The following is a 21784-nucleotide window of genomic DNA, read 5'->3' as shown; positions in this document are numbered from 1 at the left end:
CGCGCACTGATCACCTTCATCCTGATGATCCCGGTTCTGCGGTGCTCGATATGGCGTTGCTGCAGATCGATACAATAGACAAGAGAGGCGCCAATGCAGATCTCTTATGCTCGCCTTAGCTACGTCATGGCCGGTGTCGTCCTGATACTGGTCTCGATCGGCGTCGCAGCCAATATCGTCAAAGACCGGGAGAGGCGGCAGAACGTTGCCATCGCCATGACATCAGGCGACCCCACGCGGGCGGCGGAGATATTTCGCCGCTATGGATGTGTGGGATGCCACATTATCCCAGGCGTTCCCGGCGCCGACGGGAAGGTCGGCGGGCCGCTGACCGATCTACGGCAACGCGTCTACATCGGCGGCGTCGTCAACAACACGCCGGAGAACCTCGTGCAATGGATCGTTTTTCCGCAACGGTTTTCGGCGAATTCGGCCATGCCGGCAACCGGGATTTCCGAGGCCGAGGCAAGGGATCTCGCCGCCTATCTCTACGAGCAGTAACTCACGGATGCGGCGTCGGCCGAGGCGGCAGCGATTTGACATAGCGTGCAATCGCATCACGATCGCCTTGCGGGAGCTGTGCAGTGTTGATGACGACATCCGCCATTGACGAGCCAACCCGGCCATGGTCCGGCGTCTCACCGGTGCTAAGCATGAGGGCGATCTGCGCCTCAGACCAGTGGCCTATCCGGCGCGGAGTGATGTTCGGCACAAAGCCGGTGCCCTCGGGGTCCGAGCCTCCGGCAAAGCGTGTCGACGGCTTGATGGCGCCAAGCACGTTCCGGGTCGAATGACAGTCGGCGCAGTGGCCGAGCGTTTCGACCAGATAAGCGCCGCGATCAGCGGCGTTGCCCCCGACCGTCGCCCCCGACTTACCCTCGCGGAAGAACAGCAGCTTCCAAAACGCAAGGAGACGGCGAAATTTGAGCGGCAGAGCCAGATCGTGTGGTGGCGGCCGTCCGGCTACCGGCGGCAACGTCTGCAGGTAGGCGTAAAGGTCTCTCACATCGTCGAGCGACATGCCGGTATAGCTTGGATAGGGGAATGCCGGATAGTAGTGCTCGCCACGGGGAGAAACGCCGGCGATCAATGCATTGGCGAGATCGGCGACCGACCACGCTCCGATTCCGTCCGTTGGATCCGGCGAGATGTTCGGCGGCCTGAATATTCCGAACGGTGAGGCGAGAGCCAGACCGCCACCTAATTTCAATCGGTCGGGCTGGCCCGGGGTCGCGTGGCAAGACGTGCAGTCGGCGGCCAAAAAAACCAATTTTCCTTTCGTTGCGTCGCCAGCCGTTAACGCGGCGGTCTTTGAATCGAAGTGCGGATCAGCATCGGTGATGTAGCGAAAGAGAAAAACCAAGGCGAAAGCGCAAGCCAGAACCCCGGCTATCAGCCCAATTGGTAGGGGCGACAACAAGCTGCGCAAGCGATGCGCTACGCCGCGAAGACAGTCATCGATAGTAGACAAACTGCTCACAATGTTCTTTCCGCCAGCTCACAGTTCACGGCGTGCCCGGCAAATCGGTCGTAGTTTCGGATATCTCCTGTTGCTGTTCGCCAGCGATCATCATCTCGCGAAGCGGCGAGCGGGATATGTTTGCCTCGATCGCCTCATGACCAGGCGTCTCGGGAAGAGCATCGCGAAAGTTCTTGGCGTAGTCTTTCGGCATCCTAGGCGGCATCATCGGCTCGTATTGGTCGACGAAGGCTTGGACGACGACAGGCCCGGCAACTGAGAAAGCTTCAGTCAAAGTCGGTTCGATCTGATCGAACTCCCGGATCGTGAAGCCGCGGCCTCCCATTGCTTCTGCGGCGAGGGCGAAATCGATCGGTGCCAACTCGCAGGCGAATTGCGGATTTCCAAGAAACATCATCTGTTCCCAGGCAATCTGATTGAGCATGCCGTTGCAAATCACCAGCAATTTCAGCGGGAGAGCGAGACGGACGGCCGTCGAGAACTCTCCGAGCTGCATGCCGAACCCGCCATCGCCGACGACCGCGTAAATCGGTCGTTTCGGATCGGCAACGCCAGCGGCGATCGCGTAAGGCAGGCCCGAGGCCATCGAGGCGAGCGCGCCCGAGACGGCGAACCGGTTCCCCGTGCCGAGATCAATATGGCGGGCCGCGAGTTCGGTGTTCTGTCCGGAATCGGCTACGAGGACACCGTCAGGTGCAATGCGATTGCCGAAGGCGCGGACCACCGCCTGCGCCTTCAAGGGCGCACTTCGCTCCGTCTCCATCATTTCCATCTTTCGGCGCCAGCCGGACATTGCTGTTTGCGCCTGTTCCAGAAACGAGCGATCCGTCTTCCTCCTCAGCCTGACATTGAGGAGCCGCAGCGTTTCCCTCGCGTCGCCCACTAGGCCAGCATCGATGGGGAAGCGCAGACCCATCCGCTGGGGGTCACTGTCGACCTGCACGCCACGGGCGGCTTCGGGTCGCGGGTAATATTCGATATAGGGAAAGGAGGAGCCGACGATCAGCACGGAGTCGCATTGCTCCATGACCTCTTGCGACGGTCCAGTACCAAGAATTCCGATTCCGCCAGTCGTCAATGGATCGTCGTCGGCGAGAGCCGTTTTGCCGAGCAGGGCTTTGGCGACCGGCGCGGCGAGCAGGTCGGCAGTCTCGCGCAATTCTTCCTGGGCGCCGACGGCGCCCCGGCCAGCGAGGATCGCAACCTTGCGGGCGCTATTCAATATCTCGGCGGCATGATCGAGCTCGCTATCGTCGGGCACTTGGCGGCCGCGGAAAAAGCGGTTCGGCACGTGTTTTGGCCGGTTGCGTTTCGAGCGCGATTTCGAGTCCATCTCCTGGATGTCGTTGGCGATGGAGAGATGCGCAACACTGCGGCGCGAAAGCGCAGAACGACAGGCAAGGCTGGCGACATTTTCCATATGCGAGGCATCACTGACATGCGCATTGTAGATAGCGACATTGTCGAAAACGCGGGTCAGGTCGACGTCCTGCTGGGTGAAGGTCTCGATCAGGTCGTGAAACTGCGTTCCGGTGATCGCAAGCACCGGCATCTGGTCGAGCTTGGCATCGTAGAGACCCGTCAGCAGGTGCGTGCCTCCCGGTCCAGACGTCGCAAGGCAAACGCCGAGATTTCCGGTGAACTTGGCGTAGGCGCTCGCCATGAAGGCGGCCGATTCCTCGTGCCGGACCTGGATGAAGCGGATCTGATCTTGGCGCTTGCGCAACGCCTCCATGACCCCGTTGATCCCGTCTCCAGGAAGGCCGAAGATGACCTTCACGTCCCACTCGATCAGCGTGTCTATCAATATATCGGCGGCATTGGGCATCGAACTCGTCCTCTGCTTGTCAAAGACCGCAAACCTGTGTCGCAATGAAAGGTTCCGAGCTTGCGTCCTTGGGCCAGCATCCAAATATGCCAGGCAGATCCGCCACGGATGCAGTCACATTCTGTGCGCCAGCCCGTAGACGAGGATCATGGTGTAAAGCAGGAAGGCGATGGCGGCCACGGTCGCGATCAAGATGACCGCAATCCGCCCACCTGAAAGGCTATTTCGCTGTTGTTCAGCGCTGGTATGGGTTGCCTGAATGGGATCGTTTTCGGGCCTGTCCATCAGGGCTTCACTTCCGTCGAAATCTTTGCAGGCTCGTCATTTCTGCCGCTTGCGGTAAACGAGATTATTGAGCCGAAAACGATCAAAAGCCCGACTAACGTGTTGGCGCCGATGTAGATGATCAAAGCCCGACCGTCCGATTCCTGGTTCATCTGCCTCTCCCTTGGTTCGCCAAACCAAAGAACAACGGCAATGTTCCCGCCAGATGGCCTTATCGCGTCTTTTTGCTTTCCCTGCAGCCATCGACCACAATCGACGTCGGCCCCTGACGTATGCAGCGCATAACTTCCGTCAGCAATGTCGCCGGCTCGCACGGTTTTTCCAACCACACGCCTTCGGAAAATGATAAGGCATCCGGGTGCATCTTCCGCTGAGCACCGGTGTAAACGATGAATGGGATATTGCGGTCGCGCAAAGATCTGGCAATCGCTCCAGCGACCCCGTCCGTCAATTCGATGTCCATCACCACGAGATCGGGATCGTTCGCTGTCAGCCACTCTTCGGCTGCTCGACAAGACGACACCGTCTCTATCCGATCGAAGCCGGCGCCATGAAGGATGTCTTCCACGTCCATCGCGATGAAAATCTCATCCTCCATCAGAAGGATGGACGTCGTCCCTGCAACGTTCATGGCCAAACTCCTAAAATACAGGGTGATACAATAAACCTTTCCGGCCAAAATGCAGGGATCGTGCGCTATCGCACCGTCATCTCACCTGAGCATCTGTTGCGGCATGTCGGTTATCAAATATCAGTACCATCGCGATCCTTCATCGTTTCGATCTTCTGAGAGGCTTAATCAGTCGCTCATATTCCTCCTCAGATTTTCCATAGGTGTCGGAAGCTCCGCTCCAGCGCGAGACGATCTCTGCCTCTTGCCCCGCGTCATGTTGAGGCACGCTATTGCCTGGAACTTTCCCTCGTGAGATCGGTTCGGCACCGTGCCGCGAGAGACCGCGGGGCCGAAATCGAACGGAGGTTTCAATGACAACCGCAACTACGACGACCGATCATTCGGCAATTCGCAAATGGGTGGAAGCGCGCAAGGGACAACCCTCCCGTGTCAAAGGCGCCAAGCAAGGTGGCATACTGCGGATTGACTTCGGAGAGCCGGAAGAGAACCTGGAAAAGATCTCCTGGGACGAATTCTTCGCCATTTTCGATGAAAACGAGCTGGCCTTTCTTTATCAGGACAAGACCGAGGATGGGACAAGCCGGTTCAACAAATTCGTCAGTCGAAAATGATTGGCTGACATCGTCGAATAGGCCGTGCTGCCATCTCTATGTTCGCCAGGAGCTAAGGCGCGCCGGTGACGCGCCAGATCGTATCGCCGACGTCGTCGGCGATTAACAGCGCCCCGGCCTTGTCGACGGCAAGTCCGACCGGCCGGCCGTGTGTTTCGTCCTCGCCTCGCAGGAAGCCGGTGACGACATCCTCCGGTTTGCCGCTCGGACGCCCGTCCTTGAAGGGCACATAGACTACCTTGTAGCCGTTGAATTGATAACGGTTCCAGCTTCCATGTTCGCCGATGAACGCTCCGCCTTGATATTGCGCCGGCAGATTTTGGGCGGTGTAAAACACCATGCCGAGAGGCGCGACATGGGAGCTCAGCGCGTAGTCGGGAATGATCGCCTTGGCGACAAGGTCAGGCCGTTGCGGCTCGACCCGCGGGTCGACATTCTGGCCGAAATAGCTGTAGGGCCATCCGTAAAAGCCGCCATCCTTGACCGACGTCATGTAGTCCGGAACCAGATTGGGGCCGAGTTCATCACGTTCGTTGACCACGGTCCAAAGAGCATGGGTCTGTGGTTCCCAGCTCAATCCGTTGGGATTGCGCAAGCCGTCTGCAAAAATGCGGTGGCGTCCCGTCTGTCTGTCGACCTCCCAGATCGACGCACGATCCTTCTCCGCCTCCAAGCCATTCTCTGTGATATTGCTGTTCGAACCGACGCCGACATAGAGCAACCTGCCGTCCTCACTGGCAACGAGGCTCTTCGTCCAGTGGTGGTCGATCGGTCCACCAGGAAGTTCCGTCAGTACCGTGCCCGGCGCGCTGATCTTGGTTTCACCCGATTGATAGGGATAACGGATGATCGCGTCGGTCGCCGCAACATAGAGATCGTTGTCGACAAGCGCCACGCCGAATGGCGAGTTGAGATGATCGAGAAAAGTCTCCTTGACCTCGGCCACGCCATCACCGTCGGCATCGCGAAGCAAAGTGATGCGGTTGCTCCCTTCGGTGCTCGCCTTGCCGCCTGACGTTGCCATTGCCTCAATCCATCCCATGATAAGGTCCTTCGGACGCTTGATGGCCGCCTCCGGCGGCGCGACCGATTCGATTGCGAGAATGTCGCCATTCGGCAGCAGGTAGACGGCACGAGGATGCTTCAGTCCTGTGGCGAAAGCCTTGATCTGAAGGCCCTTCGGAACCACTGGCGTCTCGTTTTCATTCCACCCGACGACCGAGGCGATGTGCATCGGCGGAAGGAGATATTGCGATTGTGCGGGCAGTTTCGGATTGGCACCGATTTCGCTGCTAGGATCGGCTTCATCCTCGCTGCAGGCTGCCAGGCCAAGGCTGCAACCGCAAAGCAGCGAGAAGGCCAGGGCACGGAGTTTGTTTGAGAGAAGAGATCGGCTCATCACGCAATGACCTTAAAATACCGCCGCTGAACCATTCGCCCAAGAACCGCATTGATGACAATGACGACCACCGTCACCGCCGACAGCGTCAGACCGGTCGGAACCACGGATGTCCATGCGTCGCGGCTGTGAACGAAGGCGTTGAAGAGCGCGAGTATGAAGGCTGCCAGATTGCCGAGCGTATAGAACACTCCGATGCCCCATCTCAACGACAGCTGTCCTATCACGATATCGGCAATGCCTCCGATTGCGGCAATTCCGCCAAGCAGCAGCCCGGCGGTCAGCAGCCACGACGAAAAATTGGTCCACATCATCTCTGCCGTCCGCCAATAGGCGATATCCGTGGCCAACGCTTCGACAAAACACGCCGCTGAAAAATGAAGTGGGATAGCGCGAAACGGGTGAGAATAGATGAGTACGCGCGAAGAAGGGGTTGGATAGGTCATGTCTTGGATCCACATGAGGCGCTCAGGTGCAGCTAACCCTCACCATTGCGAATTGTTCCCGTAAAGGGTCTCGTGGATCGAGCAACCGCGCGGTGGCGCGGGTCCTTGAGAGGTGTAAAGCACGCTTTGCGCTTTGAAGTCCGGCATAATCTGATGTTTAATCATTGCGACTGAGGAGAGTTATGCCGAGGGTCCAAATCGCGTTTGGCTCTGTCTTGGTGTGCTACCTGGAGGGCGGATTGACCGAGGTCCTGATCTCGATGCCATCTTGGCGCTCCCGAATCCAACGCAGGGACCGACTGCTTCGGCTCACGCTCTCCATCTGCAAATAGCCCTCGTCGCCCGGCCACACTTCCACCGGAAAGGGCGCTGCCGACGAGGGGGTAGCCGACAGCCCGTCATTCGAGCGGTTTCGGCCATCGAAACCGTCAGGCCCTCTTGTTCACAGCGAACAGGGTCGCGCAGGCTTCGAACCGTCTGTACGATATGGCACAGTGTATTGCTCAACGATTCTAGATGGTTAGGTTCTCCCAGCAACGGGCGAAGGACGGCCGCATGTGGACGAAACATGGATGACGAGCAATTGAATTTTAGAAATGAGCTGTTGCGAGCCATGGGCCCACAAGAGCGCGATCTGATCGTGCCTCATCTGGAGCCAATCACTCTCGATGTCCCCTTGATCCTTGAGATGGAGAATACGCCGGTCGGCGACATCTATATCCCCGAGTCTGGGCTTGCATCGATCGTGGCAAGATTTCCAGGCGGGCGCGATATCGAAGTGGGCATCGTCGGCCGGGAGGGAATGACAGGTGCCGCCGTGATGCTCGGCGGTGATCAATCCGCCAACCGGACATTCATGCAGATCTCAGGCCATGGCTTCAAATTGCCGGCACCCATCCTTTCCGCGGCCATGGAAGAAAGCCGCGCCTTGCGCAGCCTGCTTCTCGCCTATGTCCAGACGCTGCTTGCGCAAACGACGTCGACGGTGCTGGCCAATGGTCACGCCAAACTCGAAGAGCGGCTCGCGCGGTGGTTGTTGATGGTCCATGACCGGACGGACGGCATGACGATATCCCTGACCCACGAGTTTCTCGCCGTGATGCTGGGGGTCCGCCGCGCCGGAGTGACGGTTGCGTTGCATCTGCTGGAAGGCAAAGGTCTGATCAGGTCCACCCGAAGGCAGATCGTCATTCTTAACAGGCGCGGATTGATCGAAGAGGCGCATGGCTCCTACGGCGCGGCGGAGGAGGAATATCGACGGCTGATCGGCAGTCCACTTGGGCGCTGAGTGATCTTTTGATCAAGACTGGCGTGATCGGCGTTCAGCGGCGGCGCTTGCGGACCGATGCCAGGCGACCCACCGAAAGCAATTTGTTCTGGTCTGCCACTCCATGTCGGTAAAGGCTGATCAGCAAAGCCGCGATCTCCTGCGTCTCAGGCGCTCGCAGAGGCTTTCCCGTCTCGCGACATATGGTGTTCAAAATCGCCTGCAGATGACTGAGGTCAGCTGAATCAAGGGCCATCAAGTGAGCAGACTGAGAATCGAGCATAGTGCCTTTCCTCGAATAAAGGCTTCGAATTCTGCAGCCATCATCATGAGGTCCGCACACGTCAAGCGCAACGCTGCGTACGCAAGCGCACGGATCTAGTGATAGTAACCCGAACCGGGTCCGAACAATGCGGCGACGATCGCGTTGATATCGCCAGGGTGATCGCTGAGGACAAAGCCGGCTGAGAGCGCTTCGGAACGATGCCCTTGCGCGAAGACGAAGGGTATTCGCCGCATCTCCAGCCATTCGTTCATTGTCAGCATCGCCTGGTCGGGGATGGTGACGTCGATGATCGCGGCGTCGTATGGCAAGGTTTCATCTGAGCTATGCATCGCGACCACATCGACGCTGCTGATGACGACCACGGCTTGGCGGGCGGCCCATGCCTCTTTGACGCCATCTGAGACAAAGTCCGGGCCTCCGATGATGACGATCGTCTTTCCAGCGACCGGACTGAGCGATTTCATAGCGGACGCCTGCAAAAGTCGGTTGGACCGTGATCATGCCGCCAAATGGCATTTCAGGCCGCTCTGGCAGGGCTGTGGGTATCATATTCAAGCTTGCCATACCATGTTCATTTAATCCGCCGAACCCGATCGTGCCGTGTTGGTTCCCTGGTCGACGGCAAGGTGAAAGGGATCCGGACTTGTACGGTTCCGCACCAGCGGTTGAAATCGAAAATTTGGAATTTTAGGATCGCCTCATATGCTTGGGAGGAACACAATGACGCAGCACTCTGGAATTACGAAGCCGGCTCTACAGCCTGGTGATATCGCCATGTTGCAGGCTGTTTTGCAGGGATGGTGTCAAGAGAAGTCATATGGCATTACCAGTCCGGCGGCGCAGCATGTCGCGAGGGAACTTGTATCTTGGTTCGAGTGCGGCATTCGAGACCAGCGCAAACTCAGTGGCCTGATGCGATATATGCATATGGATTTCGACAGCGTATCGACCTCGACGAAAACACCGCATTGCGAAACGCTGCGTACTGCCGTCAATATTGGCTTAACCAGTGTGCTATGATGGACAGACTTCTCTATTTCAAGGCGATCGCCGCGGATCCGGCCGCGCTCGATGCCGTCGATCGGCAGATTGTCGTGGGGCAGATCGTTGATGAACTTCAGGAAATCTGCAATGGCGACGCTGCAGGCGGCGGTGCCGGTCGATACCCGGCGCTCATTCGTCTGCTTCAGACGATCCGCGCTTCGATGCTATCGATCGCCAGAGCCGACGACGAGTGTTGGCAGAGGATCGTTGATGAGCTCCTACAACTTCGCGCGACAATGGTCGATTTGAAGGGCGGCCAGAGCAGCAGGATTTCCCATTGAGGCGCCTAAAACAGTCGTCGGCAGGACCCTCTTGATCGTCCTCCGCTATCTTCGAACCGAGACAGCAGGCGAAATATTTCTAAGGAACTGACTAGAAATTTATGGCATTGATTCCGCAGCGATGGGGCGGGCGATGCCACGATTTTATTTCAACATCGTTTCCGGCGCAGGGACGATCGCCGACTTCGAAGGTACCGAGCTAGCGACGCTCGAGGACGCCAGGCATGAGGCTGTACGCGACGCCAGAGCGCTGATGAGCCAAGCAGTGCTTTCTGGGAAAGATATCTCAGCCAGGGAAATCCAGGTTTGTAACGAAGAGGGCGCTGTTCTATTGATCGTCCCTTTCACGGAGACGATCAGACCTTTCGAGTAACCGATCGCCGGATCGGCAGGCCAATCAGGCGTTCATATTCCCGCTCCGGTATGCCGTAGCTGCCCGCGGCGATTTCTTCCAATTTTGCCCGATCGATGATCCTGACATTTCCGCGGGTGGCCCTGATCGCCTTTATCCCTTCGATAATATGCAGCTCGTTGGTGACCCCCGATCGGCGTACGCCAAGCATAAGCGACAGGAATTCATGAGTGAGGGGCAGATCGTTTCCGACCAGACGATCATGGCACATCAGCAGCCAGCGAGCGAGCCGCTCATGCATATTGTAGCGCCCGTTGGCAAGAGCCGATTGGGACAGCTGTATGTCGCAACAATGCACGTAATTGAGAAGCAGATCGTTGACCGCCGGAAATTCGGCCGACACCCGCTTGAGGGTTTTGACGGCGACGAGCAGGCCAGAGCCGGCGACTTGAAGGAAGGTCCGGTTGGGCGTCGTATCGGTCTTCAGGACGACATGGGCTCCCACCATGCCCTCGTATCCGACATGCCCGACTTCGACAGCTTCGTCTTCGGCGCTGGTCGCCACCATCGACGCCAGACCCTCCTCGATGAAACAGACATGCTCATTCGGCTGATCGGATTCGACCAGGACATGCCTGCTCGGCAGGTGGACCGTTTCGGCATCCGCAGTGAGCAGGTCGAAGGCATCAGCGGGCAGAGCCTTCAGCAGCAAGTTACGAACGTTACGCTGGTCGGGTGCGGGCATGCACGTCTCCTTCGGGAGAGAGCCCGCACTCATACCAGCAGCCGTCACGATCGTGGTAATGATCAGCTTATGCGTCAAAAGGGCTGGTATAGCCATATTCGGAAGGGGCTTTGTGCGGTTTTGACAATTCCGCTACGAGGCGCCAGAACCGATTCATCGCCCGGGACAATTGTTATGGATTGCGAGGCAAGCGGATCAAAAATCGCGCACTCGGCCGTTGATTTTCGATCTTGGCTTTCAACTGCTGCACGAGACCGCGTACCACCCTCATTCCCAGGCTTTTGACGTCGGTTTGAAAAGAGGAAAATTCCGGCGGCAGGCCTTTTCCGCCATCGGCGATTTCAAGGAATTTGGTCGTCGGTACTATGCGCCCTGACGATAACCGTGCCGGGGGACATCAGGGTAGGCGTGTTTGAAGGCGTTCGTCACCAACCCGTTGATGAGAAGGGCGATCTCTATTGCGCGATCGGCATCGACGGCGCATGGCTCCATCTCGACGGATACTGTGTGCTAGGAGGCAGACTGCTGCAGGCATTGGCAGAGGTTCGACAGGAAGTCCGCCAAATCCACCGTCTCGTATGCGGCTGGCGCCGGCTTACATTCGCACCTCCTACGGCGATTTCGCTGCAAGTCGTTTGCGTACAAAGATAGGAACGACCAGCACCGCGACGCGGAAAGCGATAGATGGCCCGCCCACATTCGGGGCCGATGGACAAACGACTTGCAATGGGGTCTCTTGCGGCCCATACTTCGATCATCGTTGGCAGAATTCTTGGCGCCGACGGCTGGGAGACGATCCGCTCTTGCCACACAAGAGGGCAAGGCGATGCCTCCTTTCGAAAGCAAAAATCTCTTCCTGCTCCATTTGACGACGCCACAGCTTTTGGTTTTCGAGAGAATTCTCGAGCCGCTCGCTTTGCCGCGCGATTTCGAACTCGCCTCTATAGGGCTGCCGGTCAGCCACTATTATTTCCTGGAAAGCGGCATCGCCTCCATGGTGGCAACTTCGCCCGAAGGCAAGAAAGCCGAGATCGGCCTGGTCGGCAGAGACGGCGTATCGCCGCCGGCCCTGACGATGGAGGCGGAGGCATTTTCGTTTGACGTAATGATGCAGGTCGGCGGCGCGGGACGTCGCGTGGAAGCGCGCGCTCTGGCAGGGTTTCTGTTTGATCAGCCCGCCGTTCGGCAACTGCTAGCACGCTTTCTTCAAGGCTTCTTCGCACAGGTCGCCCACACTGCGCTTTCCAATGCCGTTCACAAGATCGACGTCCGATTGGCGAAGTGGATATTGATGTGCCATGACCGTATGGACGGCGAGGAGATCGAGCTGACGCATGAATATATGGCGACCATGCTCGGAGTGCGCCGCTCCAGCGTCACCGAAGCGCTGCACATCCTCGAAGGCGAGCACTTCATCTATTCTCACCGGGGGCTTGTTATCGTTCGCAATCGCACATCCTTGGAAGCGTTCGCAGCTGACGCCTACGATGTTCCGGGAGTATCAGGCCGCAGTTGGCCGGATTCCGGCCATCGCTCATTGGCTGCGGTTCAGTAGTTCATTGATATAAGATGTGGGCGCTATTGCAGCGTCAACCGGTCGGGCTGATCCTTCCATTCCTTGTATGGCAACAGCATCTGGCCGGGAAACCGCCTTTCGATCGCGTTCTCCGTCAGAACGATTTTTGCGAAGATCTCATCGGTCGGCGAAGCTCGATTCAATGCTTCACTCCGCTTCTCCAGATCAGCCATCAGTTCGAAAAGCTCGTCGTCCGTCATTGCCTCGAGAGCCAAGGCGAACTCACGCTCCGAGACAGCCGCAAAATTCATCACCATGCACCTCCTGCCGACGGCGCGTTTCTGGGCCTTAGCCAGAAAGCACTGATCGGCAATTGTTTGGGCGTCACTTTCCCGGCAGGTCCTTCTCGGTCGTCGCAGCACCTGGAAGCCTTTGCTGCGACTGCTCCCTGTCCGAGCCGCGCACCGGAGCCGCCGGCGCCCGGGCAATATAGACGCCCGCTCCTAGCGCGCCGATCGCAACGATGAACGCACCGGCTATGGCGAAGACAGACCGTCGCCCGTCCTGCTTGATCATTCCGAAAGCAAGGGCAATTCCGAGAAGCGCTGCTCCTCCTGCCACCGCAAACAGCCAGAGATAATTCATCAGCATAGGCTCCCAATGTCCGGCCGCCTAACCCTGAAGGGGAAAGAAAGGTTCCTGAAGCATTTCCGTTCTCTCCAAGTCACGGAAATGCTCCATCGCAGCTTCGGCGCAATCTTATTTGTTAAGCTCCTCCGCCATCTGCAGATGGTGTTCAAGCGCAGGCCTCGTGCTTGCCGCCCAAGCTTTCAGCTCCGCATTGTCGCCGCCTTCGCCATAGCGCTTGAAGAGGTCGACCGCATCTTCGTGCGCGGATTCCTGATCGGAATGATATTGCTTGATGAAATCACTACCTTGAAGGCCCTTCAGCTTGTCGAGCATTTTCTGCTGGGCGCTGGTCATGGCGGCTGGCAGCTGCGCCTTAACCTTGCCGCCGGAAATCAGCGCCTTGAGCTCGCTGCTCGTTTTCTCATGGTCCGTCACCATCTGCTGGGCAAAGGTCTTGGTTGCCGCATCGCCACGCTCGAGTGCCAGCTTGCTGGATTCGATCTCGAACATGTCGCTGGTGGCGGCCTCCTTCACGAAGTCCGCCGTCTTCGGTGCAACGCCGATCAGCGAGTTGACTCCGGTCTTTTCCGCGGCTGATTGGGCCATAACGGGTCCAGCAAGCGAAACCGCGATGGAGGCGATGATGATTTTCTTCATGGTCTGGTCTCCTGGTTGGTGGCATCAGAACTTCAAAAGCGCCAAACTGTTCCCGGCCCGCTCAGCAATTGTCACGGCGCCCGCTGGCCTTATCAGACGCAAACGGCATGCCTGCCGTCGGGCGGCTGCACAAAGAGACCACGATGGCGCGGCGCTGCCTCGGCGAAACGCTCCGGCCATGCGCCGAAGCCTAACGAGGCAATCTTGCCGCGACTGGGTACCGTCCGGCTGAGAGCCCTCCGTCTGGCCGGGTGATGGCTTGAGCGATCCTGAACAGGAAGGCCGCGGCAAAGGGCAGTGATGCGGGAATCCACATCAACAGACCTGCGAGTTGCTGATCTTCAAGCGGCGACAGGCCATAGGCCGGCGCCGCCAGGAAGTGCGGACTGAACAGAGGATGGGATGCAAAGGTCAGGTACGCACCGAGCGCTGTCATCTGCAGAAGGGTTGCGGCGCAGACCACAAGTGCGCCGCCTGAAGGCCGTCGAGCATCGAGGATTTCCTTCCACAGCCACGCCGCCGACAGGAAAAGCGGGATTTCCATGATCCAATAGGGAATGCTCCCAGAGAGAGCCCAGGCGTAGGGCAGGGGCAAATGCCATAGCCAGAGCATCGTCGTGTGAAAGACGAATATGAAGATCGACGGCACTCGATCCAGGAGCATCGCGTGGCTGAAGAGAAAGCGCCACGTAAGCGGCGCAACGAGCGAGATCAACACGATATGATGAACTGCCCTTGCCGAGAACAACGCTGAACTGAGCGCACAAAGCGGGGAAACGAAGGCGACGGTGAAAAGAGCGATGGCGGTAAGCCACTGCCCGACGCGCTTGTCCCGACGCGCCGGCAACCAAGTCAACGCAGTCGCAATGCCTATCGCAAGCAGCAGATAGGGATCGAAATTCCAATCCGACATCAGCAACTGAGGTGCCGGCGCGCTGCCGCAATACGGATCAAGATTGAAGGTCATTTCATGCCCGCCATTGTCGATTCGGCCGCTAAACAAGCCTAACGCGGATTTGTTCCCGCCAAACGGGTCCGTCTCGCTTTCTGATGGAACAACTCCCGCGGATCACGGCTTGGCTGTCTTGAATTTTCAGACCGAGGGATGAAGGCCGAATGGGCAAGGCGGCGCGTTGGTTATGCGCTTCCGATCGAAAGGCAGGCGAAGACATGAAAGCACTTACCTGGCATGGCAAACATGACATCCGATGCGAGAGCGTTCCCGATCCTCAAATCGAGGAAGGGCGCGACGCTATCATCAGGGTGACAGCCTGCGCGATCTGCGGGTCGGATCTCCATCTGTTCAACGGTGTGATGCCGGATATGCATAGCGGCGACATCATGGGCCACGAGACCATGGGCGAGGTCGTCGAAGTCGGCAATGACAATAAAAAGCTCAAGGTCGGTGACCGTGTCGTGGTGCCTTTCACCATCTCCTGCGGCGAATGCTTCTTCTGCCAGCGCGGCTTTTATTCCGGATGTGAACGCAGCAACCCCGATCCGTCGAAGGTCAAGAAGATGTGGGGGAATTCACCCGCGGGCCTGTTCGGCTACACGCATCTTCTTGGCGGCTTCAGTGGAGGTCAGGCGGAGTTCCTGCGCGTGCCTTATGCGGACGTCGGACCGATAAAGGTGCCGGACGGACTGACAGATGAGCAGGTGCTCTTTCTCTCCGACATCTTTCCGACGGGCTACATGGCGGCTGACTTCTGCAATATCCAACCGGGGGACACGATTGCGATCTGGGGCTGCGGCCCTGTCGGACAGATGGCGATCAAGTCGGCCTTCATCCTCGGCGCCGAACGCGTTATCGCAATCGATACCGTGCCGGAGCGGCTTGCTCTTGCCGAAGCGTCGGGAGCAACCACTCTCGATTTCATGGACGAAGACATCTACGACAAGCTCATAGAGCTGACCAACGGGCGCGGCGCCGACGCGTGCATCGACGCGGTTGGCACCGAGGCCGATCCGTCGGCGAGCTGGGACTCAAGGCTTGACCGCATCAAGGTCGCTACGTTCATGGGAACCGATCGCCCCCACGTTCTTCGCCAGGCAATCCATTGCTGCCGCAACTTCGGCACGGTGTCGATCGTTGGCGTCTATGGCGGGTTCCTCGATAAGATCCCGATGGGTTCGGCGATCAATCGCGGCCTGACGTTCCGAATGGCGCAGACGCCGGTGCAGCACTACCTGCCACTACTCATGGAACGCATCCAAAAGGGCGAAATCGATCCGTCGTTCATTATCACGCATCGTGCGACCCTCGCAGAAGGTCCTGATCTCTACAAGACTTTCCGCGACAAGAAGGACGGCTGCATAAAGGTCGTTCTCAAGCCGTAGGGAAAGCCGCGGACGTCCTGGGATTACCGCCGGCATTGAAGAAAGGCCCGATCGATCATGCAGAAGAAATCAAACGACCCTATCGAAGACCGGAATAAGCTGCGCCCACCGGAGATGGAGCTCGAGCCGATCCGGTCCGAAGGTGGAGGTGAAGACCCCGGTGCAGTTGTCGGCAAGCGCGTTAAAGCGCGAGCCGGCCGTCCTTCGGGGAGATCGGCGACGCGCCGCGCCCGGCCGGACAATGAAAGGGTAGAAGGATTGCCCGAAACAGACGCAGCAGACAACCTGGCGACGGCGCCACCCGTGATGAAGCGTGACTGAGCGTGATCCTCGTCGGCCTGATGGAAACGCAGGCGATCACGATCGCTCCAAAACTTTTGGGGGATTAGCCGATCACGCATGGGGCTGGCCCGGATGACACGGAACCTGTTCGTTTTTGGAACTTTAAAAAAAGGCTTTCCTCTTCATGAGCAGGGACTTTTCCGCGCCAGGTTTCTTGGAATTTTCCGGACGCGGGAATGTTATCCGATGCTGATTGCCGGCCCATGGTTCGCTCCGATGATGTTCAATGAACCGGGCATTGGCTATCGCGTCGTCGGTGAACTTTACGAGCCTGGCGAGGATACGATAGCAAGGTTGGATCGGCTGGAATCGATCGGCATACCCGGCAACCTGCGCGTAGTGCTAGACGTGGAACCAGTCGCCGGCGGGCCAATATGTTCAGCACTGGCGTACATGAAATCGCGTCGGCTCGCCGAGCCTGTTCACTCGAATTATTTGCGAGTCTATGAGGACAGTCGGTTTATCCCATTCGATCGGAGAGACTGAGACGCCTGCAGCCTGGCGCCGTGTGGTTTCCCCAATGCCCGCTCAGCATTCCACTTATTCCTCGGCGTCGGAATAGGTCTTATATTGCAGCTTCTGGAGCGACGCATCGAGCTTCAGGATGAACCCTGTCGGCGGGTAATCAAGAGCGACCTCTCCGAAGGCCGCCAGGCTGGAGTTGACGAGGCGCGTACCAAACCCCTTGTTGTTCGGCGCCACCACCGCCGGGCCCCCGGCTTCTTGCCACCTGAAGTCCAGGCGCTTTTCGCCCGCCGCGCCGCGCACGGACCACTCGATTTCAATCGTCCCGGTATCGACCGACAGCGCGCCGTACTTGTTGGCATTGGTGACAAGTTCGTGCAGCACGAGGGAAAATGCAAGAGCCGCCTGAGGCCCCAGTTCAACCGCAGGACCGCGTGCTTCGAAACGTCGTGACGCCTCAAGCCCAAGATTGATCGCGGTCGCCTCGACGATCGTCGCCATGGTCGTGCCCAGCCAGTTTTGCTGAAGCAAAATGTCGTGCGCCTTCGAATAAGCATTGATGCGTGCCGCGATCGACTGCTCCGCATCCTCCATAGAGCTGGCGTTTCGGAAGGACTGGCTGGTGATAGCCTGAACGACGGCCAGCGTATTCTTCATGCGGTGAGAGAGTTCGTGCATCAGGACGCGCTGTCGCTCCTCATTCTCTCGCTGCTCGGTGCGATCTCTCAGAATCTTTACGAAGCCCTCGACTTCCCCGTTGTCCGACGTCAACGCCATCATCTGCCCGGATGCCCAGAACGATGAGCCGTCCTTGCGAACGTGCCAGCGCTCATCATTGCCATGACCTTCCGTTAAAGCGGCAGCCATTTCCCGCTGGAGAATCCCGGCCTGCCGGTCTTCCTCGGTGAAGATCATGGCCGCGGGCTGGCCGATAATCTCGGGCTCATCCCATCCGAGAATCCGGCGCGCGCCCTCGTTCCATGTGGTTATCAGCCCATCCAAGTCCGTGGAGATGATCGCATACTCGATCGCGCTTTGCAGGATGGCTTCGAGAAAGCGCTCCCGTGACCGGCTGGAATTGGAAAAGAGTTTCATGATCATATGTTGCGCCTGATCCTCCGGAGCTGCAAGGCCGATCGACCACATCCCGATTCTATAGCGGAGGCCGTCGTGTTGGCCAAGATGCGGATGTGGCTCTTCGCCGGGCAGGTGTCGGATGAGTAAATCACGCACTCAAACGAGCGACCTTCTCGGAAACAAAGATACGCGAGCCGCGTTATCAGCCGACGTCTTAGTGAGCGTGAAAGCATGACAGGCCATTCGAGAGAAAAACTGCATGGGGATTTGCCTTCCGCATCTTCAAAAGCAGCCTCCGCCGATCGGAAAGAGCTGGCAGCGATCGCGTTTGAACGCACCAGGATGCCGATGGTCGTCACCGACGCGCGTAAATCCGATCAGCCGATCGTGCTTGCAAACAAGGCATTCCTCGCACTGACAAGTTATGAGGCCCATGAAGTGTTAGGCCGCAACTGTCGTTTCCTGCAGGGCCCTGCGACGTCTCCGATCGCCGTCGCCGAAATTCGTGCCGCCATCGCCGGCGAGCGTGAGGTCAGCGTAGAGATCCTCAATTATAAGAAGAGCGGGGAGCAGTTCTGGAACCGCTTGCATCTAAGTCCCATCCATGGGGATGACGGAAGGATACTGTATTTCTTTGGATCTCAGATCGATATGACGGAATATCGGCGGATCGAGGCACTGGAGGCCTCCGAGCACCGCCTGCTGATGGAAGTCGACCACCGGTCCAAGAATGTCCTGGCAATCGTTGACAGCATTGTCCGTCTGAGCAATGCCGATGACCCGGCCCTTTACGCCGCCGCTATTCAACACCGCGTGCAGGCGCTCGCCCGTGCCCATACCTTGCTTGCTGCACGAAGATGGACAAGCGTTTCTCTTGAGGAACTCATTCGCCAGCAGGTGTCGCCGTTTGCGGCCACCCGCGCTTTTTTTAGCGGACCGGATATCAAAATGGCTGCGCCGGTCGTCCAGCCCCTTGCGCTCGTGCTCCATGAACTCGCTGTCAACGCAGCCCACCACGGTGCGCTTGCCGCTACGCAAGGTAAGCTTTCAATCAGTTGGAAGCCAAGACCGTCCGGGGCAGGCTTTAACATCCGGTGGCAGGAGGTGGGCATCGACACTCCGCCTAGATCAGCCAAACGAGGTTTTGGCACGGTGATCGTCGGCGCAATGGTTGAAAAGCAGCTTAAAGGACGTCTTCAGAAAATCTGGTCGGATGAAGGGCTGCTTATCGACATTGAGATCCCATCGGCAGGCTCGACCTCCGTGTGACGGCGCTTTGTCAAATGGAAAGCGATATCAAGAACCCGCCATCGGGATCGAACGCTCCAATGTCCCGCTGCCCGAAGGCGGACCGAGGAAAGCGCTACCTCCTATTGACGCCAGTCATCTAGCACCGCGGCAACAATCGCCTCGGCGCATCCTCCTGAACGAGATGCTTGGCGTCGGGGATGACTGTGAATAACGCGCCTGGGATGCGCCGCGCGAATTCCTCGCCGTCCTTCAGCGGTATAAACTCGTCTTCAGCGCCCCCACAGGATGGTCACAGGGCAATGGATCTCACCTCTTCGCTATATTTGCCATCCATTTGGGCTATCTGGCGCCGGAACGCCTTCTGCGCTTCATCGTCAAGCCAGGCGTCGAGATGGAGCCGCATTTCCTCACCATGCAGCGCACGCTTGACCGTCGCACCGATATAGGCGCGCAGCATCGCTCCGTGGACGTAGCCGGCAGCCTGCGAATACCTGTCCGTGCGCCTTCGCGGCCTGTACAAGCGCTGAGCCGTGCGGGCTGATCGCAACTCTGAACACCATGCAGGATATCACCATCGGGGCTTGCTCGAGCGCTCATGGCCAAGCATGTCGCTATAGAAAACCCGAACGAGGTCGCGCCAGCCACGGCGCGATCCCTCGCCACACACGCGAGGAAAATGGCGAACCATGCCGTCACCACCGCAGGCGGCCTCTCGCCAATGACGGCCCAGGCGATGGCATTCCCGTTCATGGTCCTGACCCAGTGCCGCAATGGCTCCGCTCCTCATTGTTCGGGGTTCTCAAAGAGACGCTGCGAGGATTGGGCGGCTCGTGAGTCCATCACGATCAGGGCTGTTCCCACCTTGATTTTTCAAACCTGTTTCGCCATTTGATCGGCGCTAATTCGCTTTCCTGGAGAACCCGAGCACATGACAAAGACTGCAGAACAGACCGCCGAAAGCCATGTCTTTGAGGCCGACGTTGCCCGCCTTCTGCACATGATGGTCCACTCCGTCTATTCGGATAGGAATGTGTTTCTGCGTGAGCTGATTTCGAATGCAGCCGATGCCTGCGAGAAACTTCGATATGAGGCGATCGAGACACCGTCACTCCTCGGTGCTGATGCCGAAAACCGGATCACGCTAACGCTGGACGAAGAGAACCGGCAGCTTATCGTCGAGGACAATGGCATCGGCATGGGCCGCGACGAAATGGTCGAGGCGCTGGGAACGATCGCGAGATCGGGGACCCGGGCGTTTATGGAGCGAATCGAAGCGAGCAAAGCCGCAGAAGGTGCTCAACTGATCGGGCAGTTCGGCGTCGGCTTCTATTCCTGTTTCATGGTGGCGGAGCGTGTCGATGTGATCTCGCGTCGAGCCGGAACGCAGGAAGCCTGGACATGGACGTCGGACGGCAAGGGAAGTTACAGCGTGAGCTCGGCAGCCAGCCTCACTGAAGCTCCATCGCGTGGAACACGTATCGTCTTGCATCTGATGGAGGACGCTAAGCAATATACGTCCCGCTGGACCATCGAGCGTATCGTCAAGGAACAATCCGGCCACGTGCCAGTTGCGATCCGCCTTGTTGAGAAACCGGGCAAAGAGCCAGTCCAGATAACGGACGGCACCGCACTATGGACGAAGTCGAAGAGCGATGTCAGCAAGGAAGAGTATACGGACTTTTATCGTGGCGTCTCCGGGCAGTACGATGAACCGGCGCTGACCGTCCATTTCCGTGCTGAAGGCCGGCAGGAATATACGGCTTTGGCGTTCATACCCGGAACACAGCCTTTCGATATGTTCGATCCCGAACGCAAAGGAAGGATGAAGCTGTACGTCAAGCGGGTGTTCATCACCGATGATGCGGATCTGCTGCCGAGATACCTGCGCTTCGTTCGTGGGTTGGTCGATACCGCCGATCTGCCGCTCAACGTTTCTCGTGAGATGATCCAGGAAAGCCCTATCCTGGCGGCGATCCGCAAGGGCATCACCAGCAGGATCATCACCGCGATAGAAAAAGTCGCTGAAAGTGACGCCGACGCCTTCCTCAAGTTCTGGGAGAACTTCGGTGCCGTCCTCAAGGAAGGCATTTACGAAGATTTCGAACGACGCGCTCAACTCTTGGCGCTTGCTCAGTTTCGGACGTCCGCATCGAACGAAGGCTACCGTTCACTTGCCGACTACGTCAAAGATGCCAAGGAAGGCCAGAACGCGGTCTATTATCTGGCGGGCGGCAGCCTTGATCAGCTTAAGGCATCACCACAGCTTGAAGGGTTCCGGGCGCGCGGCATCGAAGTGCTGCTTTTGTCGGACTCAATCGACAGCTTCTGGACGATGAATGCTCCAGACTATGAAGGCAAGGCGTTCAAGTCCATCACGCAGGGTGCTGCGGATCTCGCACAGTTTGCGAAGCTTGACGGTCAGACAACGCAGGAAGCGGAAGACAACAGCACGGCGACCTTCCTTGCATTCGCCAAGCAAAAACTTGCCGACCAAATTGCCGATGTCCGGGCTTCGGACCGTCTGACGGAGAGTGCCGTCTGCCTCGTAGCACCCGAAGACGGCTATGACAGGCAGATGGAAAAAATCCTGCGAAACGCCGGTCGCCTTCAAGATGCGTCCAAGCCGATCCTGGAGATCAATTTGCTGCACCCTTTGATCAAAGCGATTGCGAGCGTGGAGGGTGATGCTTCGTACCAGGAGGACGCCGCGTTCTTATTGCTCGACCAGGCCCGTATTCTAGATGGAGATCGGCCAGCGGATCCACGCCGATTTGCCGAGCGGCTTGCACGGGTCTTTCAGAGGTCGGTGCAATCGTAGCAACAAGCAGAGGGTGGGGTTGGTCTGATC

General features: G+C 58.1%; 28 protein-coding genes. 12 read left to right on the top strand and 16 right to left on the bottom strand.

Going from position 1 to position 21784, the window contains the following annotated elements; genetic code table 11:
* Positions 1–93: 93 nt before the first annotated feature.
* On the top strand, positions 94–501 hold the full coding sequence (locus ACIPSK_RS06890; protein ID WP_017967250.1) for a c-type cytochrome: 408 nt from the start codon (positions 94–96) through the stop codon (positions 499–501).
* Between the two features lies 1 nt (position 502).
* Here ACIPSK_RS06890 and ACIPSK_RS06885 read toward each other — a convergent pair whose 3' ends face one another.
* The 5 genes from ACIPSK_RS06885 to ACIPSK_RS06865 all read right to left on the bottom strand — a co-directional run bounded on the left by ACIPSK_RS06885 (position 503) and on the right by ACIPSK_RS06865 (position 4224).
* Positions 503–1342 (bottom strand): c-type cytochrome, encoded by an 840-nt coding sequence (locus ACIPSK_RS06885; RefSeq protein WP_245268440.1) that lies wholly within the window; start codon positions 1340–1342, stop codon positions 503–505.
* Positions 1343–1505: 163 nt separating this feature from the next.
* Positions 1506–3308 (bottom strand): thiamine pyrophosphate-binding protein, encoded by a 1803-nt coding sequence (locus ACIPSK_RS06880; RefSeq protein WP_017967252.1) that lies wholly within the window; start codon positions 3306–3308, stop codon positions 1506–1508.
* A gap of 114 nt (positions 3309–3422) precedes the next feature.
* Complete coding sequence (locus ACIPSK_RS06875; protein ID WP_017967253.1) at positions 3423–3593, bottom strand: hypothetical protein; 171 nt, start codon at positions 3591–3593, stop codon at positions 3423–3425.
* On the bottom strand, positions 3593–3745 hold the full coding sequence (locus tag ACIPSK_RS06870; RefSeq protein ID WP_017967254.1) for a hypothetical protein: 153 nt from the start codon (positions 3743–3745) through the stop codon (positions 3593–3595). The genes ACIPSK_RS06875 and ACIPSK_RS06870 overlap by 1 nt, the downstream gene beginning before the upstream one ends.
* Positions 3746–3804: 59 nt before the next feature.
* A complete protein-coding gene (locus ACIPSK_RS06865) occupies positions 3805–4224 on the bottom strand; it encodes a response regulator (RefSeq protein ID WP_017967255.1) in 420 nt (139 codons plus the stop codon).
* 353 nt (positions 4225–4577) lie between these two features.
* On the opposite strand from ACIPSK_RS06865, the gene ACIPSK_RS06860 reads away from it, so the two are divergent.
* A complete protein-coding gene (locus tag ACIPSK_RS06860) occupies positions 4578–4838 on the top strand; it encodes a hypothetical protein (protein WP_017967256.1) in 261 nt (86 codons plus the stop codon).
* Positions 4839–4890: 52 nt separating this feature from the next.
* On the opposite strand, the gene ACIPSK_RS06855 is transcribed toward ACIPSK_RS06860, so the two are convergent.
* Both ACIPSK_RS06855 and ACIPSK_RS06850 read right to left on the bottom strand, forming a co-directional pair.
* A complete protein-coding gene (locus ACIPSK_RS06855; protein WP_017967257.1) occupies positions 4891–6237 on the bottom strand; it encodes a PQQ-dependent sugar dehydrogenase in 1347 nt (448 codons plus the stop codon).
* Positions 6237–6683: a DUF2231 domain-containing protein gene (locus ACIPSK_RS06850; protein ID WP_026154466.1), complete on the bottom strand. Its 447-nt coding sequence runs from the start codon at positions 6681–6683 to the stop codon at positions 6237–6239. The genes ACIPSK_RS06855 and ACIPSK_RS06850 overlap by 1 nt, the downstream gene beginning before the upstream one ends.
* 568 nt (positions 6684–7251) lie before the next feature.
* Here ACIPSK_RS06850 and ACIPSK_RS06845 point away from each other — a divergent pair.
* A complete protein-coding gene (locus tag ACIPSK_RS06845) occupies positions 7252–7971 on the top strand; it encodes a Crp/Fnr family transcriptional regulator (RefSeq protein ID WP_446532735.1) in 720 nt (239 codons plus the stop codon).
* Between the two features lie 34 nt (positions 7972–8005).
* On the opposite strand, the gene ACIPSK_RS06840 is transcribed toward ACIPSK_RS06845, so the two are convergent.
* Positions 8006–8233, bottom strand: coding sequence for a hypothetical protein (locus ACIPSK_RS06840; RefSeq protein ID WP_162115700.1), 228 nt, complete (start codon positions 8231–8233; stop codon positions 8006–8008).
* 95 nt (positions 8234–8328) lie between these two features.
* A complete protein-coding gene (locus ACIPSK_RS06835; RefSeq protein ID WP_446532716.1) occupies positions 8329–8700 on the bottom strand; it encodes a hypothetical protein in 372 nt (123 codons plus the stop codon).
* A gap of 256 nt (positions 8701–8956) precedes the next feature.
* On the opposite strand from ACIPSK_RS06835, the gene ACIPSK_RS06830 reads away from it, so the two are divergent.
* The 3 genes from ACIPSK_RS06830 to ACIPSK_RS06820 all read left to right on the top strand — a co-directional run bounded on the left by ACIPSK_RS06830 (position 8957) and on the right by ACIPSK_RS06820 (position 9934).
* Positions 8957–9256 carry a hypothetical protein gene (locus tag ACIPSK_RS06830; RefSeq protein WP_446532715.1) on the top strand — a complete coding sequence of 100 codons (300 nt, stop codon included), beginning with the start codon at positions 8957–8959 and terminating at the stop codon, positions 9254–9256.
* The gene (locus tag ACIPSK_RS06825; protein ID WP_446532714.1) at positions 9253–9561 is read left to right on the top strand and encodes a hypothetical protein; all 309 of its coding nucleotides are present in this window, start codon (positions 9253–9255) and stop codon (positions 9559–9561) included. The genes ACIPSK_RS06830 and ACIPSK_RS06825 overlap by 4 nt, the downstream gene beginning before the upstream one ends.
* A 121-nt stretch (positions 9562–9682) precedes the next feature.
* The gene (locus ACIPSK_RS06820) at positions 9683–9934 is read left to right on the top strand and encodes a DUF6894 family protein (protein WP_017967265.1); all 252 of its coding nucleotides are present in this window, start codon (positions 9683–9685) and stop codon (positions 9932–9934) included.
* Here the strand turns inward: ACIPSK_RS06820 and ACIPSK_RS06815 are convergent.
* A complete protein-coding gene (locus tag ACIPSK_RS06815; protein ID WP_170276259.1) occupies positions 9918–10658 on the bottom strand; it encodes a Crp/Fnr family transcriptional regulator in 741 nt (246 codons plus the stop codon). The two genes, ACIPSK_RS06820 and ACIPSK_RS06815, sit on opposite strands and share 17 nt — an antisense overlap.
* 826 nt (positions 10659–11484) lie before the next feature.
* Here ACIPSK_RS06815 and ACIPSK_RS06810 point away from each other — a divergent pair.
* Entirely contained in the window at positions 11485–12213 is a 729-nt protein-coding gene (locus tag ACIPSK_RS06810) for a Crp/Fnr family transcriptional regulator (RefSeq protein ID WP_162115696.1), read from the top strand.
* A gap of 23 nt (positions 12214–12236) precedes the next feature.
* On the opposite strand, the gene ACIPSK_RS06805 is transcribed toward ACIPSK_RS06810, so the two are convergent.
* The 4 genes from ACIPSK_RS06805 to ACIPSK_RS06790 all read right to left on the bottom strand — a co-directional run bounded on the left by ACIPSK_RS06805 (position 12237) and on the right by ACIPSK_RS06790 (position 14428).
* Complete coding sequence (locus tag ACIPSK_RS06805) at positions 12237–12491, bottom strand: hypothetical protein (protein WP_446532713.1); 255 nt, start codon at positions 12489–12491, stop codon at positions 12237–12239.
* 67 nt (positions 12492–12558) lie between these two features.
* Positions 12559–12819 carry a hypothetical protein gene (locus ACIPSK_RS06800; RefSeq protein WP_026154469.1) on the bottom strand — a complete coding sequence of 87 codons (261 nt, stop codon included), beginning with the start codon at positions 12817–12819 and terminating at the stop codon, positions 12559–12561.
* Between the two features lie 114 nt (positions 12820–12933).
* The gene (locus ACIPSK_RS06795; protein ID WP_017967272.1) at positions 12934–13461 is read right to left on the bottom strand and encodes a DUF4142 domain-containing protein; all 528 of its coding nucleotides are present in this window, start codon (positions 13459–13461) and stop codon (positions 12934–12936) included.
* Positions 13462–13651: 190 nt separating this feature from the next.
* The gene (locus ACIPSK_RS06790; RefSeq protein WP_020486207.1) at positions 13652–14428 is read right to left on the bottom strand and encodes a cytochrome c oxidase assembly protein; all 777 of its coding nucleotides are present in this window, start codon (positions 14426–14428) and stop codon (positions 13652–13654) included.
* 203 nt (positions 14429–14631) lie between these two features.
* Between ACIPSK_RS06790 and ACIPSK_RS06785 the strand changes: the two genes are divergently transcribed.
* Positions 14632–15801 (top strand): zinc-dependent alcohol dehydrogenase, encoded by a 1170-nt coding sequence (locus ACIPSK_RS06785; protein ID WP_260109537.1) that lies wholly within the window; start codon positions 14632–14634, stop codon positions 15799–15801.
* 414 nt (positions 15802–16215) lie between these two features.
* On the top strand, positions 16216–16629 hold the full coding sequence (locus ACIPSK_RS06780) for a gamma-glutamylcyclotransferase family protein (RefSeq protein WP_446532712.1): 414 nt from the start codon (positions 16216–16218) through the stop codon (positions 16627–16629).
* A gap of 54 nt (positions 16630–16683) precedes the next feature.
* Here the strand turns inward: ACIPSK_RS06780 and ACIPSK_RS06775 are convergent, their stop codons facing one another.
* Positions 16684–17709 carry a sensor histidine kinase gene (locus ACIPSK_RS06775; protein ID WP_170262967.1) on the bottom strand — a complete coding sequence of 342 codons (1026 nt, stop codon included), beginning with the start codon at positions 17707–17709 and terminating at the stop codon, positions 16684–16686.
* A gap of 207 nt (positions 17710–17916) precedes the next feature.
* Here ACIPSK_RS06775 and lov point away from each other — a divergent pair, with 207 nt between their 5' ends.
* The gene (gene lov / locus ACIPSK_RS06770; RefSeq protein ID WP_162115693.1) at positions 17917–18954 is read left to right on the top strand and encodes a blue-light-activated histidine kinase; all 1038 of its coding nucleotides are present in this window, start codon (positions 17917–17919) and stop codon (positions 18952–18954) included.
* Between the two features lie 271 nt (positions 18955–19225).
* On the opposite strand, the gene ACIPSK_RS06765 is transcribed toward lov, so the two are convergent.
* Entirely contained in the window at positions 19226–19393 is a 168-nt protein-coding gene (locus tag ACIPSK_RS06765; RefSeq protein ID WP_260109535.1) for a hypothetical protein, read from the bottom strand.
* Between the two features lie 138 nt (positions 19394–19531).
* Here ACIPSK_RS06765 and ACIPSK_RS06760 point away from each other — a divergent pair, with 138 nt between their 5' ends.
* Positions 19532–19828: a hypothetical protein gene (locus tag ACIPSK_RS06760; RefSeq protein WP_446532711.1), complete on the top strand. Its 297-nt coding sequence runs from the start codon at positions 19532–19534 to the stop codon at positions 19826–19828.
* 36 nt (positions 19829–19864) lie between these two features.
* On the top strand, positions 19865–21754 hold the full coding sequence (htpG, locus tag ACIPSK_RS06755; RefSeq protein WP_446532710.1) for a molecular chaperone HtpG: 1890 nt from the start codon (positions 19865–19867) through the stop codon (positions 21752–21754).
* The last annotated feature ends 30 nt before the right edge of the window (positions 21755–21784 follow it).

This window comes from Rhizobium sp. LARHSG275, from assembly GCF_052871115.1.
This window is presented reverse-complemented; position numbering and strand designations above follow the sequence as displayed.